This window comes from Nostoc sp. FACHB-888 (assembly GCF_014696655.1).
Lineage (GTDB): Bacteria > Cyanobacteriota > Cyanobacteriia > Cyanobacteriales > Nostocaceae > Nostoc.
Genome location: NZ_JACJQM010000097.1, coordinates 1 through 17853, shown reverse-complemented (window position 1 = coordinate 17853; position 17853 = coordinate 1). Strand labels below are relative to the sequence as shown.

Below are 17853 nucleotides of genomic sequence, written 5' to 3'. Positions count from 1 at the left end.
TCCACAATTGTTACTTGCTCAAAATGTTTAGACAGAACTTGAGCAGCTAGCATACCAGCAATACTTCCACCTATAACGAGAGCGTGAGATTTTGTAGTTGAACGTGTGTCTAGATGAAACATAAGATACTTGATTTGTCTTTGTACTGAAATTGTGACGTTGCATAATAAGAATATGAATTAGAAGTGAATCTTCATGGAGTGTCCATGTTGCGGTTCAAATCATATCTATAAAAATGGGAAACAAAGAGGTAAACAAAACTACATTTGTGCAAATGTGGTCGTCAATTTACTGAATATCGTAATCAAAAAGGATACAGCGATGAAATTAAACGTGAATGTCTAGAAATGTATGTGAATGGTTTTGGTTTCCGTGCAATAGAAAAAGTGAAAAAAATGCATTATACAACGGTATCCGATATGGGGGCTTTGCCCCCGCAAGGATATGGCGATCTGCCTAGAGGGCAGGAGCGAAGCTATCGCATAATTCATGATGAAAACCACAAATATAATTGATTGCCAGCAAACATATGAGTACTGTTTATAATGTGAGGGTAAACTCTTTAGGTAACGGTTGGCTGTGCGCTTTTACAAATAAAGGTACAGTCCGGTTATGGTAGTCTACGTCAACCTTAACGTATGTTCCCTTTCCTCCTTTTGGGCCGAATGACCAACCCACGACAAAACCTGGATTATCCACTAATGCCGGAGCCTCCTCAACAAATTTTTTTAGTAGTGGATTAAGAAGCTCCTGAGGCACAGCTTCACGAGTTAAAAAGGGCATATAAAAACACAACCGCTCAATCCGAGATGAAGAATAATTGAAGGTAAGTGCAATTTCTCCATTATTCTTCAAAACTTCAAGAAGTTTATGAGAAGGTAGTTGAAATTGTAAATCCTGCAAGAGGTTTTTGTAATATTCGGATGTATGATGTTCTGGGTGATAGGTGTCGAAATAGAAATTTACTGAGTTGTGGTGGTAATCAATTCCCAAAGCGTAGAGAGCATCAAGATGATACTTTTTGAAAAAACCTGCATGGGCAGTTACACTCTTTGGCAAAGATGATAACTTGAAAGCTTGTTCTACAGAGACAACTCCTCTAAGAAACTGCCAAATTTTCCCTAACCCATATTTTACGTCAAAATCTACACCATCTGCAATCACTGGAAAAGTCTCACAAATTTCCGGTACTAGTCGGTCTACAGGGCGACCTCGATCGGATAATAAACCTGATTTCCTTGCAACATCCCATCCAAAACCAAGATACTGCTCGTCCTCTTCGTGATACCGCAAAGAGCAGTTTAGTTTGTCCGGTTGTTTGTTGCTCGTCCTAATCATAAATGAGTTATTGACGAACTTGTCACTAAAAACTTGGAATACTTCTTCGATAACTGTTTCAGAGTATTCCGCTCCGAAAGTTTTGACAACATTAACGATATCAGTGCGTATACGGTTAACATCGTTAGCAGCAACAATTAAATTTCGCTTCATGAGTTTTTGCTCCTTTTAATACAGCTTAGGTGTGGAGACGATTTAAACTTCACTTAAAATAGTGAATTAATATTTATCAGTATGCAATTATCAAACAAGCCTGTAAGTAATATTTACTAAGAGAAAAAATATGTGAAAATTAGTAAAGGTAAGTGCTTAGGGCTTGCTAAATAAAAGTGTAGGGTTGTTTGTGAAGACAAGTTAAGAGCATGACACATTTGTCAATATACTTTTAAAGTGAAAATCGGCTAAAAATCGTGATAGAAAACATCGTTTTTGGGTTAGCAATGCGGAAGCCGCTACTATGCGATCGCCTAATCTTTGTACTCATTATTCATATTTATTCTAAAAACTTAGTACAAAGCTATAGCGGTTCCCAACCTAGTGAGGTACGTTTTTAAAGCTACTAACTTTGGTGAGCAAGATTTAGGTGTACCTCACTTGCTTAGGAAACGCTATAAGCTTGATACCTCATTTTATTCACTTTTTAGCATACTTTCTAATTGACAAAAGTAGTGTTATCTTAACTTGTCACGAATGCATCCTATACTTTGCTTTCTGAAATGTCCCTGTTTGAACGCAATGTCATATTCCCTTGTAATGTGAGGGTAGGCTCGGCTTTAGGCAGCGGTTGGCTGTGCATTGTGTGCTTTCACAAATAAAGGTACAATTCGGTCATGGTAATCTACGTCAACCTTAACGTATGTTCCCTTTCCTCCTTGTGGACCGAATGACCAACCTAAAACAAAACCTGGATTATCCACTAATGCCGGAGCCTCCTCAACAAATTTTTTCAGTAGTGGATTAACAAGCTCTTGAGCCACAGCTTCACGAGTGAAAAAGGGTCTATAAAAACACAGCCGCTCAATTCGGGATAGAGAATAATTGAAGGTAAGTCCAATTTCTCCATTATTCTTCAAAACTTCAAGAACTTTATCAGAAGGCAATTGAAATTGTAAATCCTGCAACAGGTTTTTGTAATACACAGATGTATGATGTTCTAGGTGATAGGTGTCGAAATAGAGATTTACTGAGTTGTGGTGGTAATCAATTCCCAAAGCGCAGAGAGCATCAAGATGATACTTTTTGAAAAAACCTGCATGGGCAGTTACACTCTTTGGCAAAGACGGTAATTTAAAAGCCTGTTCAACAGGGGCAACTCCTCTAAAAATCTGCCAAATCTTTACTAACCCATGTTTTACATCAAAATCTACACCATCCGTAATCACTGGAAAAGTCTCACAAATTTCCGGTACTAGTCGGTCTACAGGGCGACCTTGGTCAGTTAACAAACCTGATTTCCTTGCAGTATCCCATCCAAGACCAAGATACTGCTCGTCATCTTCAAAATAGCGCAAAGAGCAATTTAGTTTGTCCGGTTGTTTATTGCTCGTCCTAATCATAGATGAGTTATTAACAAACTCGTCACCAAAAACTTGGAATACTTCTTCGATAACTGTTTCAGAGTATTCCGCTCCGAAAGTTTTGGCAACATTTACAATGTCGGTGCGTATACGGTTAACATCATTCATTTTTTAGTTCCTCTGAATTTCAAACAAGAGAATTGTTAATTGTATTGAGAGCAACGGTAAGAAAACCGCAGCGTGGGGACTAGGATTTGAACCTAGATTCTTTGGCTTTGGAGACCAAGATGTTAACCAGTTACACCATCCCCACATAAATTGTGTTGAGAGCAGTAGTCACAAAACGCACTATTGAGGTGTCAACCTCATGCTTTGCTATAGTTACAAGATATGTACGCGCTGTAGATATCGGTCTGAATCTGAATGAAAGGGATGACGACCATGCAGCAGTGCATGATTATCTGCAATGAGAAAATCTCCTTCCTGCCATTCGTGCGCGAAACAGTGTTCTGGTAGGTAAAGGCTGGCAATGAGCTCGTGGAGAAATTTGTCGTTGTTTTGTTGAGGTGGGAGACCCGAAACTTCAAGAAACAGAGGATTAAGGTTGACACTATCTTCATTCAGTGGTTCTGCAAAACGAAGTGTTGGAACACCAGTGATGGGATGCTTGCTGACAAGAGCTTCCATAATCTTTCCGCCGTAGTGAGCTACCTTTTGTGTGCTGTAAGTAATGGCAATCTTCTGCCACACCTCACGTTGCTTAGGGCTGGCATTTTGTAATACCCGTGTCGTATTGCAAAATAAGCTTTCACCACCACTTCCTCTTCCTGGAGCTTTAAGACATTGAAAGAATAAAAAGCTTGGCACAGCTTTGGCAAAAGCTCCATCCCAATGAAATGGTACATTCCCATTGGTGAATAAGTAGTTCTCAGGATTTTGGTGAACGACCAGATCGAGAACTGTACCAAAGTTCCAAGTCAGTAACTCACCCCAACGCTGACAATAGCGGGACAATTCTTCGCGCTCAAATAGTGCGAAACCACGCAGAACAATTAGACTATAATTCCAAACGAGTTGACGTAATTGTGCAATGGGCAGTTGTTTGAGATCTGATTGTGGCTCAGTCGCTTCTATAAGTGTACCAAAAGGGCTTAATGATTTGACATTCAATTGAAGCGATTGTTGATTCTCAACAGAAAGCATATCACTTAACCTCCTGATATGCAACAGTGACTAAAGGCTGCGATTTCTGCTCAGACCAGACGTAATGACTGGGATGACCGTTATGCCAAACTAATGAAGCTCCCATGCTTTCGAGATAGCTCCGTTTCATTAGCATGAATTTTTCGCCATCAAACACAGTAGCATTGTGCCATGGAGTTCCCCACCGATCTAATGTTTTGATCGTGTGAATACCAATTTTTTCCGAGTGGTAAGGTTGAGGATGAATAGACAACCGCAGCGATTTGGGATAAAGTTTTGCAATTAATGCGCTCCAAGCATGACTTCGTTGAATAACCTCATAAGCTCGTGCCTTGCATTCGACTCGAATCTTATTACGACTTTTATGAGGTTCCAACACCAGATAATCCTCGAAAAGAAAACGGTGAATGCCATTGAACATCTGACGGTACTGTTCCTCGTTCTTAACAGACTTTTGGATAGTTTCAATGGGTTGGGCATAGAGTTCGATAAGTGTCTTTCTCATCTCATCGAAGCTCATCTCAGTGTACATATCTTCAAGATTGAAGACATCAATCGCATCTGCCTTAATTTCATTTAACAGCGCTTGAATTCTTTGACTGTATAAAGTCACATTCTCATCTGAGACAGCGACAAGCTCGTTAAATACCCGACCATCAGAACAAATTGTTAATTTAGCTCCAGGAGCATATATTTCACGAATCCGATCGCAAAGGGACTGAAGAAATTGCAGTGCAACCCGTTCTCCCATATCTGGCATTGGCCCTAAAACTTTTTGAGGATTGGGTGATTTAGCGGGAAAGGCTGGGAGAATAAAGTGGAGTGGCTCGTTGTGTTCAATAAAGAACTGGACTTTTTGAAGATGAGGAGCCAGACATATTGGACAAGGTTGATGTGTACAAGTATTTGTATCTGATAATAAACGGCGATAACGGAAGAGATGCTTTAGTAATTGTTCACCAATCATTTTTGATTGGGTAAGATTCATTGTTTGAGCCATATTGAAAGTATGTTATGTGATTAGCAGTTAAAGTTTTTGTGTTGAGAGCGGTTTTTTAGACCAGACGTAATGACTGGGATGACCATTGTGGCAAACAAGTGTTGCACCCATGCTTTCGACATCGCTGCGCTTCATCAGCATGAACTCTTTGCCATCAAAAACTGGAGCATTGTGCCATGGAGTTCCCCACGGATCTGAGGTTTTGATCGTGTGAATACCAATTTTTTCCGAGTGATAAGGTTGAGGGTGAATAGACAACCGCAGCGATTTGGGAAAGTGTTTTGCAACTAGTGTCGTCCAAGCATGACTTCGTTGAATAACTTCATAAGTTCGTGCATTACATTCAATTTCAATTTGAGCACGAGATTTGTTAGGGGACAAAACTACATAATCGTCAAAAAGTAAGTTATACATACCATTGAAAAATTGACAATAACGCTGTTCTGTGTTTACTCGTTTTCGGATAGTTTCAATAGGTTGAGCATATTGTTTGACAAGTGTTTTTCTCATCTCATCAAAGCTCATTTCACCAAAGACATTGTCAAGATTAAAGATATCAATATTATTTGCTTTAATTTCATCCAGTATTTGTATAATTCCCTGACGGTATAAAGTCACATTCTCGTCTGCAATAGCAACTAGATTGCTAAATACCCGACCATCAGAACAAATTGTCACTTTTGCTCCAGGGGCGTATATTTCACGAATGCGATCGCACAGGGACTGAAGAAATTGCAGTGCAACCCGTTCTCCCATATCTGGCATTGGTCCTAAAACTTTAAAGGGATTGGGAGATTTAGCAGGGAATGCGGGGAGAATAAAGTGGATTGGCTTTTGCTGTTTAATAAAGAACTGGATCTTCGCAAGATGAGGCGCTAGACACATTGGACAGGGTTCTTTTGCACAAAGTTCCGTCTCTGACAATAAACGGCGATAGCGAAACACACACTTAAGGATTTGTTCGTCTAGCATTTTTGATTTAGTACTATCCATTATTTGAGCTATGCTGCTCCTATACTTTGGGGTTTAGGCGCTGAATTTAACTTCTTTTTGGAAAAGCTGTGTATCTTGTTAGGCGTTGCATAAGGTGTGGAATGAATTATGCAATGCCCAGATTGATGGAGAAGTCTTTTGAATATATTTGGCTATTTTTAGCTTTTGACTTCCCCTTTCCTTTTGTGCTAATTCACATTAAGCGTGAATTGGTCATAATGAGTGCTCTTTTGTCTAGAGTTTAACTGGTTCTGTAGTTAAGCGGACATTATCAAAATCAGTATCAGCAAGCCAAGGTGAACCTTGTAAGAGATTAATGAGCCGAATTCCTAGTTTTTCACCTAGATAAGGGCATTCAGGCGTAGTAGTGAATGTCACCGTTGATGTCTTGAAGGTTCTTTCTTTGATATAAAGATTATTGTGGTCAGCAGCCAGAACTGTATTACCCGCTAGCAATTCTACGCGATAGCCAGGGAAACCAGCATGTAAGGAAAGACCCTCGACATCACCCCCTGTATTGCCGATATCAACCGTCAACGTGTACTTTGTGTTGGGTTCTAAGACGGCATCAAGCGTCTGTTCCAGACCAGCGATGCCGCTTCCAAGAGGTAGTGGCAGAAAAACAATTCCTACATTCTCGCCTTCCTGAGCTTCACCGAAATAATAGTGTGAGGGGGCTGGATTCCCTACGCCAGTACTTGAGAAGTTTGAGGAAGCAATACTTCCTAAGCTTGAAGTCCATTTTTTTCGTTTTGCAGGTATCAGACCATTTGGGTTGTATGTTGTCCAACCAAGAGGTGTTTCAATAGTATAATCATCTTCCACCTTCACGATGGGCTCTTCAAATCCTGCATTTTTGATGGGAATTAATTTAGCACCAAGGGCATTAGCAGGGGTATTCATTCCAAGGCAAATGTATATCAAGAAAACAACAGCAGCAACAATTAAATTTCGCTTCATGAGTTTTTGTTCCTTTTAATAAAGATTAAATTTGGGGATGAGGGACAGGTTAGGGCGTTGTCAAGTAATACAGAACAGGGATAATATGATGTTGCTTAATCATAAGATGATTAGAAAAGCATTGGTTTTCTACACTTAAAGGGCAACCGCTAATTGCAACCTTGAGATGAAACCAATTCAATTTATGTTAATTAGTGCGCGTACACAATACATTCTTTAAAGCAACGCTTGATTTACCTGCTGCAGTTAATAATCAGTATATGTTCGACAAATACCCTTAGCAGTGCTAAAAGGTGATTAAACAAGTGAAGGCATTTTCGCTAACAACACCCAGTTTCAAACCTACTCAAAACCGATACTGTAGCTAATTTCACTAGATGTTGTGAGAACAACCCGATACTTATCACACTTTTTATCACCTTTTCACATTGTGAAAGTTCTGATTTCAAGTCATACTCACCATCAAAGAAGTTTCCTATTATCAGAGATGGATACAAAAGCTTTTAAACGCTCGCTCCACCATTCAGATAAATACTATCGCAAAGGGTTTGGGCGAGAAAAGGAGATAACAGAGTTGCTACGTTCTGAATATCACAGCACCTTAATCCGGCAGATTCAGGAAAATGGCTACAAACTGCAATGGGGAGAAGTCACAATCCGACTGGCACAAGCATTTGGCTTTTGTTGGGGTGTTGAACGTTCCGTAGCGATGGCTTATGAAACCCGCCAACAATTCCCAGACAAACGAATTTGGATTACCAATGAAATTATCCATAATCCTTTAGTCAACCAGAACTTAAGGAATATGCAAGTGGAATTTATTCCCTTAAAATACGGACTCAAAGACTTTTCTGTTGTCGCCGCAGGGGATATCGTAATTCTACCTGCTTTTGGTGCCAGCATTCAAGAGATGCAGCTACTGAATGATAAAAGTTGTATCATTATAGACACAACCTGCCCGTGGGTTTCTAAAGTTTGGAATACGGTTGAGAAGCACAAGAAGGTTGACTATACCTCCATTATTCACGGTAAATACGACCATGAAGAAACTATTGCTACCAGTTCTTTCGCTGATAAATACTTAATATTACGAAACTTGGCAGAAGCAGAATACGTTTGCAGCTACATTCTCAATAATGGCGATCGCAATGAATTTCTAACAAAATTTTACAATGCCTGTTCTATTGGCTTCAATCCAGATACCGACTTAGAACGGGTTGGTATTGCTAATCAAACGACAATGCTCAAGAGCGAAACTGAAGAGATTGGCAAACTGTTTGAACGTGCAATGATGAAGAAATACGGTCCAAACACATTAAATCACCATTTCCTCAGTTTCAATACCATCTGCGATGCCACTCAAGAACGTCAAGATGCTATGTTCGAGTTGTTAGAGGAAAAACTTGACTTGGTAGTTGTTGTGGGTGGCTTCAATTCTTCCAACACAACTCACTTGTTAGAAATTGCTAGTAACAAAGGTATTCCTGCTTATCACATCGATAGTAGCGAACGAATTCAACCGGACAATCAAATTCAGCACAAACCCTTGCATCAAGATTTAGCACTCACTGAAAACTGGCTCCCTTCCGGTGCCATTGTCGTAGGAATTACTGCCGGAGCCTCGACTCCCAATCGCGTAGTTGCTGATGTTATTGAAAAGATATTTGAAATCAAAAATAAATCTACACAACTGCAAACCCATTGTCACGATTGATGGTCCTGCGGGTGCTGGCAAATCCACAGTCACGCGCCAAGTCGCTCAAATCTTAGGGCTCCTGTATTTGGACACTGGTGCTATGTACCGGGCAGTTACCTGGTATGTGTTGAATAATGGAATTGCTGTGGGCGACGAAGCTGCAATTGCCGCTGTAGTCGAACAGTGCTAAATCCAGTTAACCTTACTCTGTCCCAATACCTTTCGGTTAAGCAGGGGGAGCAGGGGATGCGGGGGATGCAGGGGATGCAGGGGAGGAAAGAGAGTTATTCTTCAATAGTCCTTCCCCCCCTGCTTCTCTTCTCCCCCTGCCTCCCCTGCCTGCCTCAACCAAGAAATTCCTTAACCGAAAGGTATTGTACTCTGTCCAACTTATGTATACGTTAACGTACATCAACAAGTTGTGGCTTTATTCGTTCACTTTGGTGAATTTGTGCGTATGTAAAAAGCTCATTTGCAAATTCTGTGAAAGCTTTAAACACTTGCTCAACTAACTCAAAAGCATATTGACAAGCTTCTTCTGACATTTGTATCTTTTCAGTAATCTGCTCTATATCAGTTGTACACATAACGTGTCCAGTTTCCCTCATTAGATGAAACTCTCCAAAATACCGATACTTTTTTTGAGTTATCAATTTGAGTTCATTAACAACTTGTGTAGACACTACAAAAAAAACATTTCCTGCTGCTTCTAAAACTTGAGTTATAATCAATTTTTCGATAGGATTAGCTTTGAAGCTATTTCCAATCAAACAGTAAACTAACTGACGTGCTGCCTTTGTTTCCCGACTCCAAATAAATCTTAGAGTATCTTTAAAACTAAAAATTTGGTCAAGGTTTAATTTCTCCAAATCTTCTAAGTACCAAGGCAAGTGAGTGGCATCTTCATAAGTGTGTTCGTTAATGATTTGCTGAATTATATCACTGGTAGGTTCTTGTCTAAGAATAGACTTATTCAAATCAGTAACACTCATAACAAAAGGAGCCATACAAGGAACAAAAATTAGCTGCAAAGAGCAACTTTTTGAGTATATTTACTCATGCGGAATGTCGGTAGTACTATACTGAAAAAACCGTAGATGTAGTTCCCTATCCCACATCAACACATACCCGAACTAACGCTTATTTGGGGAAGAGCTGGCGAAGCTGTCACCAAGTGCAAACTAAACAGTTTAGTTTAAAAGCCAAGCGTAACCGTAGACGTTTCTCTTTCTTCTTCGGCTCTTTGTTGGGATATTATCAATCAACGCACGGTTAGGAGCGATCGCATGAAACACTGTTTTGGCGCTCGCCTAACTAAAAAGGTAATAGTTATCCTGAATAGAGAAGACATAACAAGAGTTGCATGGTTGGACATTCGTGTTTATGCAACAGTCTCAATGGGCAAACGTTCATTCATATCCAGCTTGAAAGTACCGTAAGGATTGATATGTAACCAAATCAAAGGTGAAAGTGCCCGTAGGTCTTGTTTTTTCATTAACTTGAACCACTGCGGTTGTGACAATACCTGCTGAATCATCAATGTATTAATATACACCAATGAAATTTGCAGCAGATGTAAGGATAAAATAGCCAACTCCTGATCTTCTAAGCGATTAGTGGCTACTTCTCCACCCTTGCCATAAAAAATAAAACTGTTAGCACTATTCCAATTTTCAACTACATTTAGCCCCTCATTAATTTCTCGACGCAGTTCTGCTGAATGCAGATATTGACATTATTGATGGTCTTGACTGCTTTCCCTAATTCACATAGAGCTTGATAAGTAGGGTGCAACAAATTTCCCCTAGTAAAACGCTTTAAGATAGCATCTGTTTCTGCTATTCCTAAACGAAGTGCAGTAGCATACTTAATCATTTGGTCATATTGCTGACGAATTAAATTCCAGTTGATTGTCCGAGTCAGAACAGGTTGTAGGTTGGGATAATCACTGGCACTTCCATTGATTGGTAAATATAATTTTTGAACATTAATGCGTTTAATACGTGGCATCAGATAAACCAAAAATCAAGCGATTTTGAGGATTTTTGTGGGCTAATAGCTCTAATTCCTTTGGTAGAAGCGTCCAATACTCTACCAGTTCTTCTGGTTCCCAGTTTCGTTTGCTCATGCCTCACTCACTTGATGCGGAGTATGCTTTATACTCTACACTACTTTGAGTAAGTGCTGCTTTGTTGGCTGAACATCTAACTTAAAAATAAACAATTTATATATTATTTAATAAATTATCTAAAGCTGTTTTAGCTACTGATTCTGCCCGTGAAGATGTGATTTTCTGGTAGCGTAAGGTAGTTTGGATATTTTCGTGTCCCATCAATGCCCGTAACTCCTCAATCGCCATCAATCCAACCCGCTCTGTGGCAAAAGTATGACGCAGGTCATGAAGCCGAATTCCTTTTAATTCCTGACTTTGGTCAATTACTTCTCTCCAGTCTGCAAGAATAGCTCGATAACTTACTGGCGTTACAACTTTGGTCGTTGGGTGCTGGGCTGTGAATAATCCTCGACCAAAGTTGTAACGATAATACTTTATATAATCATTTAAAGCAATTTCTGCATCTTCACTATAAAAACACCAGCGTTGTTTGTTGCCTTTACCCACGACCTGGAACTTGCGTTGCTCCATATTTATCTGCCCTAACTCTAGCGATAGTAATTCTCCGATTCTGGCTCCACTTCGATGGAGTAAGCGGACTATCGTCTCCAGTCTGGCATTAGATTTTTTGACGTTTGCATACAAAATATCTAATTGTGATGGCGTGAGATAGCGTATGATCTGGTCTGTCTTGTGTTCACCCCGTTCTCGTTCTGGTTTACGCAGACTTAAACGGCTGGCTGGGTTTGATTGAATATAGCTTTCATCTACAGCAAAATTAAACAAGGCGCTGATTATCGCTTGATGACGATTATGAGTCGTATATGTTAGATTTTTTAAGTTTTTTAAGTAGTCTTTTATCAGTTGACGGTCTACTAACTCTACAGGTAATCTCCCATGCTCTCTCAGCAAAGATAGTAGCGTTTCTTCATAAGATTTTACTGTACTAGCAGCTAATCCTTGTCGGCAAAGAAAAGCTGTAGCAACTTGTGCTAATGTAGTTGTCATACTTTACCTATTTTTCGGACTAAAAGCAGCGTATAATCTTTAAAAAGATATTTAAATAATATAACTAATACCAATTTTATATGAAGCTGCATATAATAGAGAAAACAAACTCGATAAATTAAAATAAGCATGAGCCGCCCTTTTAAGATTGAAATCGTAGAGAGCGAAGAAGAACTTAAAAAACGTCTACAAACAGCTAATTTGGGAAACCAGAAAGAGAAACTACAGATGCTGTGGTGGATAAAAAGCGGGCAGGTTAAGGAGCAGCAAGAAATTGGAAAACGCTTGGCGAAAGATACCTCAACCGTGACAAGGTGGTTGCAAAAGTATAGAACAGGTGGGCTACATGAATTACTGGAAATGAAAAAAGCTCCAGGAGCAAAACGCAAAATTCATGACGCAGCGATCGCAGCACTGGAGGAGGAGCTAAAAACAGGGAAAGGCTTTACTAGCTATGGTGCAATAGTTGAGTGGTTGAAAGAAGAACATGGACAAGATGTAGAGTATGCAACGGTTTATGCTTGGGTTCGATATCGATTAGGAGCAAAACTAAAAGTGCCTCGCCCTCAAAGCCATAAGCAAGACGAGAAATTGGTATCTGAATTTAAAAAAAACTTGGAATCATTCTTAATTGTTTAGAAGAACATCTAGCACCCGGTAAGTGTGTTCGCTACCTATGCCAGGATGAAACGAGGCTGGGACTGAAAACTCTTACAGGAAAAGTGATTACTGCCTCTGGAGTCAAGCCTACTGTTGAGGTGAAATGGCCACGGGAAAACTTTTGGATTTATGGTGCAATTGAACCATTGACTGGAGACCATTTTCTTTATGAGTACCCAAAACTGAATAGTGAGTGTTTTCAACAGTTTTTGGACTGGCTATCCCAGCAAATAGGCTCAGATTATGCCATTTTACAGATTGACCAAGCGCCTGCTCATACAAGTTCAGCGATTAACTGGCCAGAGAATATTATTCCTCTATTTCAACCACCATCGGCTCCTGAACTCAACCCTATCGAAAGGCTTTGGCAAGCTCTCAAGAAACCTCTCAAAAATCAACTTTTTTCTTCTTTACAAGCTTTACGCGATCGCATCCAAGAAATATTTGACCAACTTACATTTGAGCAGGTAATTTCTGTCTCTTCTTATAACTTTATCCTGGAAGCTCTATTCTATGCAGCTTCATATTAAATTGGTATAAAAGCATATTTTAACACATACTTAAACCATGGACAATACCCCTCAACCCCAAGAATCCCTGGCAGAGTACGTTAAAAGAATACGTACCAGCCTTTCATTAAGTCAAAATGATTTGGCTATGAAGGCGGGCATTCATCTTCAAAGTTTGGGTAAGATTGAACGAGGGATGACTACTAAGGTCAATAGCAAAAGTCAGCGTGGGTTAGCCATCGCATTGCAGATTCCACCTGAGTACCTTGATGCCGTTGTCCGAGGTGTGTCAATAATCCCATCAGATGCGATCAAATTTTGCCCCCACTGTTGGACTCCAGGCACAGGCGTTGAAGAAATATGGTTATTGCCGCGATCGCAGTTTTGTTTTCTGTGCGGAACTGGCTTACGTAATAGTTGCGTTCAGTGTAATGAACCAATTACATCATTAAAATTTCGCTTTTGTCCTTACTGCGGCTTTCCATATAAGGCATCTAAGGATTCTGAATCTCAAAGCCGTTTCCGTTAATATTAGTATGATTTATTACTTCTAACTAGAGTTACTTAAATCAAGTTTTATTGCCTTTCTAAACTAAACCGTTTAGTTTGCACTTCATGACAGCTTCGCCAGTTCTACCCCTATTTAGCAATCTTCAACTGCTCCCAGAGCTTTCAAAGTTACTTTTTGAGCATCCGTTAAACCAGTGACTCTTGTAATATTCATTCCTTCATAAAGTCTATCGGCTCTGAAAGTTCTTAAACACTCTCCTGTCTCAACTTTATGTAGCCTAATCGTGCCATCGATGCTGCTGCTAGTTAAGATGGGAGCAGTGGAACTAAAAGCAACAGACCAAACTTCTTCTTGGCTGATGTAATTCCATATAAGTTGATAACATTGGTTAGGACGAACATCCCATAACTTCAAAGTTTTATCGAGACATCCACTAGCAAGGGTGCAACCATCGGGACTAAAAGCAACAGACCAAATCCGACTATTATATCCTTGCAAGGTGGCAACACAGAGATCTGAAATGGGTTTTACACGAGGAGTGTCTTTACTTTCTAACCTAGAGCAGATTTTGCCAACATCCCATAACTTCACAGTTTTATCTTCACTGCCACTTGCTAAAGTTTGCCCATCTGGACTAAAAGCAACAGACCACACCTGTGCTAAATGCCCTTGCAGGGTTGCCAAACACTGACCCGTATCTACATCCCACAATTTTACAGTACAATCTTGACTGCCACTTGCCAAAGTTCGTCTATCAGGACTAAAAGCGACTTGAAATATCCAATTGCTATGTCCCTCCATTGTTTTAATGCATTTCCCTGTACTAACATCCCACAGCTTGACACTTTGATCGAAACTACCCGTTGCTAGAGTCTGCCCATCAGGACTGAAAGCAACGGTCATAACCCTACCCTTATGTCCTTGCAAAACCTGTAAGCATAGACCTGTATGGACATCCCATAGTCTTGCAGTCAAATCATTACTAGCACTAGCAACAGTTTTATTATCGGGGCTGAAAGCAACAGCCCAGATTCGACCCTTATGTCCGTGGAAAGCTTTGGTGCATTGACTAATGTGGATATCCCACAGTCTAACTGTTTTGTCTTCACTGCCACTAACTAAAGTTTGACCATCTGAACTGATAGCAAGTCCCCACATTTGGCTAGTTTGCCCTTGTAGCGTTTTCAAGCACTGACCAGTTTGAACATTCCATAATCTCACTGTTCTATCTTCGCTGCCAGTTGCTAAAATTTGACCTTGAGGATGAAAGACAACCGACCATACTGGACCACTGTGTCCCGTTAAGGTTCTTAAGCATTGCCCCATTTGTATATCCCACAACCTTATTGTCTGGTCTTCACTGCTGCTTGCTAAAGTTTGACCATCAGGGCTGAAAGCAACAGACCAAACTGAATTGGTATGACCTAGAAAAGTTTGGAGACATTGACCTGTACAAAGTTCCCACAACTTTACAGTGCGATCGTGACTGCCAGTAGCTAAAGTTTTACCATTTGGGCTAAGGTTAAAAGCAACAGACCAAACTGAATTAGTATGTGCTTGTATAGTTCGGAGACATCTACCCGTCGAAATATCCCACATCCTCACAGTCGCGTCGCCAGTGCCGCTTACCAAAGTTTGACCATCTGGACTAAAAGCAATCGCCCATGTCCAACTCTCATCTTGCAAGGTTTGAAGGCATTCACCTGTGTAAAAATTCCACAGCCTGATAGTACCGTCGGAACTAGCGCTTGCTAAGGTTTGACCGTCAGGACTGAAAGCAACTTTATTGACCCAGTTCGTATGTTCTTGTAAAGTGGCAAAGCATTCCCCTGTCTTAATGTTCCATAATTTAACAGTGTGGTCTACACTGCCACTAGCTAACATACTCCCATCAGGGCTGAAAGCCACTGACCAGATCCAGTTGGTGTGCCCTCTATAGCTAGCAAGACGTCTCCCGTCTGCAACTTGCCACAAGCAAATCTCGCCTTGAATGTCACACGTTGCTAAAAAGTTGCCATCGGGGCTAAAGACGACGCATGTGGTGCTGCTCATGGTTTCGGAAAACATAGTCTTAGCCAAATCGGCATAGGCAAAGTTGACCTTGTACAAGTTTACTCCTTGCAAATATGCTTGCCAGATTGGCAAGTAGGAAAAGTCATAACCAGTTAGATTAACTTGCAGTTGCTGTAACAGGTTAAGTAAATTGCCACCTGCATAACCTGCAGCAGTGGAAAACGCTGATTGTCCTCCACTATTATTAAAGGAGCGAATTTGTGAAAGAATTCGTTGGCATTTGTCTTCAATCTCTTGTTTAGTTCTAAAAAGATTGCTTAAATTCTGAGCGATTGGTTGGAGAATGAGACTAATTTGGCATTCTCTAATATAATCTTTCGACTGAGCTTGGATTAACGCACAGCTACACAGTAACTCTAATTCTCCTGTTACAATTTCTTGATAAACTTGTTCAACTAGTTTTTCTGTCATGTATTCCATGACTACAGGTTGTTGCGTAAAGCTAGAGCCAGTTTTCCCAATGAGCGATCGCCTCTGCAAAGAAGATAACGCCTCTATAATGTTACTTCGGTAATTGCTCTCAACAATATCTTCTTGCAGATCTAATAACGTGACTGGCTCTCGGTTAATGGCTAACCAGTACATTAATGCTTTTTCTATACTTGTTAACCTCTGGAATTGTTGTTCTAACAAGTCCCGAATATCATCAAAAATAAATGTTTCTTCTTGAAAAAACTTGACAAACTTCCCCAACTGACCATCAAAAAAATCTTCAATCGCTACTGCGACCATTTTTAAGGCAAGCGGATTTCCTGCATAATGTGAAGTGACCAATTCCCATTCCGCTTGTAAGCCAGTGTATTTTCCTTTAATTTTAAACAGTTGCTGAACTTCTGCCAAGCTTAACCCTGACAGTCGTAATGAGCGAATCGGCAGTATGTCTCCTTCTTTTGCAGCCAAGCCCTTGGGTTTCTCTCGTGAAGTTAGTACTAGAGTACTATGATGCGCTGTTTCTCCTATGTATCGCAGTAGTTGACCATAGCCTTCATACCCGTCTCGATAGCTTCCAGTCTGCTCGCCACTTTGCAATATTGACTCAGCATTATCTAGAATCAGCAGACAGCGTGAGGCACGCAAATACTTCATTAGTCGCAAGAGTTGGCTATCTAAGGTTTCTGGTAAATTAATCTCTTGCTGGTTAGAGAGAACTTGGATTAGTTCTGCCAACAATTGTTCAATGGGTGGTGCATTGCGAAGACTGCGCCAGATGAGGTATTCAAACTCTCTTTGAATCTTGTGCGCTAGTTTCACTGCTAATGCTGTTTTTCCAATCCCTCCCATTCCTAGTAGCATGACTAAGCGACAACGTTCTTTTGTAATCCATTGTTCTAGTGTCGCTAGTTCGGAGTCACGACCGTAAAAAAAACCAACATCAATGGCATCTCCCCAGTCAGTATGTCGATTTAAGGCTGCAATTTCAGTAGTGTCTTTCTGTGGTTGTGCGAGATGAGCTATCTGTGGGCTATCTAACGTTGGTTGTAATTGTTCAGCATTCATAGAACGCAAACGTTTTTGAAGAACAGCTCGGCAATTATTTTTGGTTACCTTCTCCCCAAGCTTCTGTGAGAGTAGTCGCCATAATCCGGAACCAATGTGCTTGATATAATCGGTGTCGTAACCAACAGTTTCTGCGATTTCCTCATAGGTGCGTCCAAGCCATACTTGCTGTAACACTACCAGTTGAAGATCGTTCAAGGTTTCTTGCTGAAGAAGACGAGCCAAAATATCTAGTAAATTTTCAACTGTCATTACTAAAAATCTCCCAATATGCACTAATTTAACTTTTCAGTATAAGTACTTAGAACTTACATACTAAATTAATCAAGGTATACTTTTATTACAGTAAGTCATTTCAGGCTTATATTAATCATTCTTTGATAATATTTAAACCCCTTGCTATAGGAGCAATTCATAAATTGTCCCTACGATAGATGTGGTTTTTAAAATTATCTTTGGTCTTTCCTGTCAATACGTAAGTCCTAGTATTGATATTTCCAATAAATTATCACTTTAATCATTAGACCTCTTGCAAAAGCCAGTTAAACAGATTCGCTTTTGGGTATCCGTTCCATAGCATCTGCAAGGGAAAGCGATCGCCTGAACCTTACACACACTGCTCAATAGCATTCCAGGTTGTATGCTTATTTTTCATTGCTTTCAGCTTTTATTAGTACTATTCAATACTGGGGGTATGTGCAAAACTTCTGCCTTTAGTATAGCTGCCTTCTTCAAGTTTACTCTGCTCGATTCAGAAAATATACCACTTTTTATC

Annotated in this window: 14 protein-coding genes, 1 tRNA gene and 3 pseudogenes; 6 read left to right on the top strand and 12 right to left on the bottom strand. The window is 40.2% G+C overall.

Features of this window, described 5'->3' with window-relative positions; translation table 11 throughout:
* Positions 1–195: 195 nt before the first annotated feature.
* Positions 196–410, top strand: a pseudogene (locus H6G26_RS30685) (IS1 family transposase); the annotation flags it as partial.
* A 130-nt stretch (positions 411–540) separates the two neighbouring features.
* On the opposite strand, the gene H6G26_RS30680 reads toward H6G26_RS30685, so the two are convergent.
* The 7 genes from H6G26_RS30680 to H6G26_RS30650 all read right to left on the bottom strand — a co-directional run bounded on the left by H6G26_RS30680 (position 541) and on the right by H6G26_RS30650 (position 7011).
* Positions 541–1491 (bottom strand): aromatic prenyltransferase, encoded by a 951-nt coding sequence (locus tag H6G26_RS30680; protein WP_190734284.1) that lies wholly within the window; start codon positions 1489–1491, stop codon positions 541–543.
* A 620-nt stretch (positions 1492–2111) separates the two neighbouring features.
* The gene (locus H6G26_RS30675; RefSeq protein ID WP_242053974.1) at positions 2112–3023 is read right to left on the bottom strand and encodes an aromatic prenyltransferase; all 912 of its coding nucleotides are present in this window, start codon (positions 3021–3023) and stop codon (positions 2112–2114) included.
* Between the two features lie 71 nt (positions 3024–3094).
* Positions 3095–3168: transfer RNA gene (locus H6G26_RS30670), tRNA-Trp, on the bottom strand.
* Positions 3169–3236: 68 nt separating this feature from the next.
* Positions 3237–4058, bottom strand: a complete 822-nt coding sequence (locus H6G26_RS30665; RefSeq protein ID WP_190734282.1) for a TauD/TfdA family dioxygenase — start codon at positions 4056–4058, stop codon at positions 3237–3239.
* A gap of 1 nt (position 4059) precedes the next feature.
* Positions 4060–5058, bottom strand: a complete 999-nt coding sequence (locus H6G26_RS30660; protein WP_190734280.1) for an isocyanide synthase family protein — start codon at positions 5056–5058, stop codon at positions 4060–4062.
* A gap of 27 nt (positions 5059–5085) precedes the next feature.
* Positions 5086–6051, bottom strand: coding sequence for an isocyanide synthase family protein (locus H6G26_RS30655; RefSeq protein ID WP_242053973.1), 966 nt, complete (start codon positions 6049–6051; stop codon positions 5086–5088).
* Between the two features lie 234 nt (positions 6052–6285).
* Complete coding sequence (locus H6G26_RS30650) at positions 6286–7011, bottom strand: hypothetical protein (protein WP_190734276.1); 726 nt, start codon at positions 7009–7011, stop codon at positions 6286–6288.
* A 487-nt stretch (positions 7012–7498) separates the two neighbouring features.
* Here H6G26_RS30650 and H6G26_RS30645 point away from each other — a divergent pair, with 487 nt between their 5' ends.
* Both H6G26_RS30645 and H6G26_RS30640 read left to right on the top strand, forming a co-directional pair.
* A complete protein-coding gene (locus H6G26_RS30645; RefSeq protein ID WP_190734274.1) occupies positions 7499–8725 on the top strand; it encodes a 4-hydroxy-3-methylbut-2-enyl diphosphate reductase in 1227 nt (408 codons plus the stop codon).
* Positions 8694–8894 (top strand): annotated as a pseudogene (locus tag H6G26_RS30640) ((d)CMP kinase); the annotation flags it as partial. The gene H6G26_RS30645 and the pseudogene H6G26_RS30640, both read left to right, overlap by 32 nt.
* A 214-nt stretch (positions 8895–9108) precedes the next feature.
* Here the strand turns inward: H6G26_RS30640 and H6G26_RS30635 are convergent.
* The 4 genes and pseudogenes from H6G26_RS30635 to H6G26_RS30625 form a co-directional block, all read right to left on the bottom strand.
* Complete coding sequence (locus H6G26_RS30635) at positions 9109–9714, bottom strand: hypothetical protein (RefSeq protein WP_190734270.1); 606 nt, start codon at positions 9712–9714, stop codon at positions 9109–9111.
* Between the two features lie 374 nt (positions 9715–10088).
* Positions 10089–10720: pseudogene (locus tag H6G26_RS30630) on the bottom strand (Tn3 family transposase); the annotation flags it as partial.
* Complete coding sequence (locus H6G26_RS43920) at positions 10704–10835, bottom strand: hypothetical protein (protein ID WP_277883929.1); 132 nt, start codon at positions 10833–10835, stop codon at positions 10704–10706. The pseudogene H6G26_RS30630 and the gene H6G26_RS43920, both read right to left, overlap by 17 nt.
* 96 nt (positions 10836–10931) lie before the next feature.
* Complete coding sequence (locus H6G26_RS30625; protein WP_190734268.1) at positions 10932–11828, bottom strand: tyrosine-type recombinase/integrase; 897 nt, start codon at positions 11826–11828, stop codon at positions 10932–10934.
* A 129-nt stretch (positions 11829–11957) separates the two neighbouring features.
* Here H6G26_RS30625 and H6G26_RS30620 point away from each other — a divergent pair, with 129 nt between their 5' ends.
* From H6G26_RS30620 to H6G26_RS30610, 3 genes are read left to right on the top strand one after another with little or no spacing between them, the layout of a single operon-like run.
* The gene (locus H6G26_RS30620; RefSeq protein WP_190734266.1) at positions 11958–12467 is read left to right on the top strand and encodes a helix-turn-helix domain-containing protein; all 510 of its coding nucleotides are present in this window, start codon (positions 11958–11960) and stop codon (positions 12465–12467) included.
* Entirely contained in the window at positions 12449–13018 is a 570-nt protein-coding gene (locus H6G26_RS30615) for an IS630 family transposase (RefSeq protein ID WP_190734286.1), read from the top strand. The genes H6G26_RS30620 and H6G26_RS30615 overlap by 19 nt, the downstream gene beginning before the upstream one ends.
* Before the next feature lie 37 nt (positions 13019–13055).
* A complete protein-coding gene (locus H6G26_RS30610) occupies positions 13056–13526 on the top strand; it encodes a zinc ribbon domain-containing protein (RefSeq protein WP_190734264.1) in 471 nt (156 codons plus the stop codon).
* A 114-nt stretch (positions 13527–13640) separates the two neighbouring features.
* On the opposite strand, the gene H6G26_RS30605 is transcribed toward H6G26_RS30610, so the two are convergent.
* Positions 13641–17330 carry an NB-ARC domain-containing protein gene (locus H6G26_RS30605; protein WP_190734262.1) on the bottom strand — a complete coding sequence of 1230 codons (3690 nt, stop codon included), beginning with the start codon at positions 17328–17330 and terminating at the stop codon, positions 13641–13643.
* Positions 17331–17853: the final 523 nt, after the last annotated feature.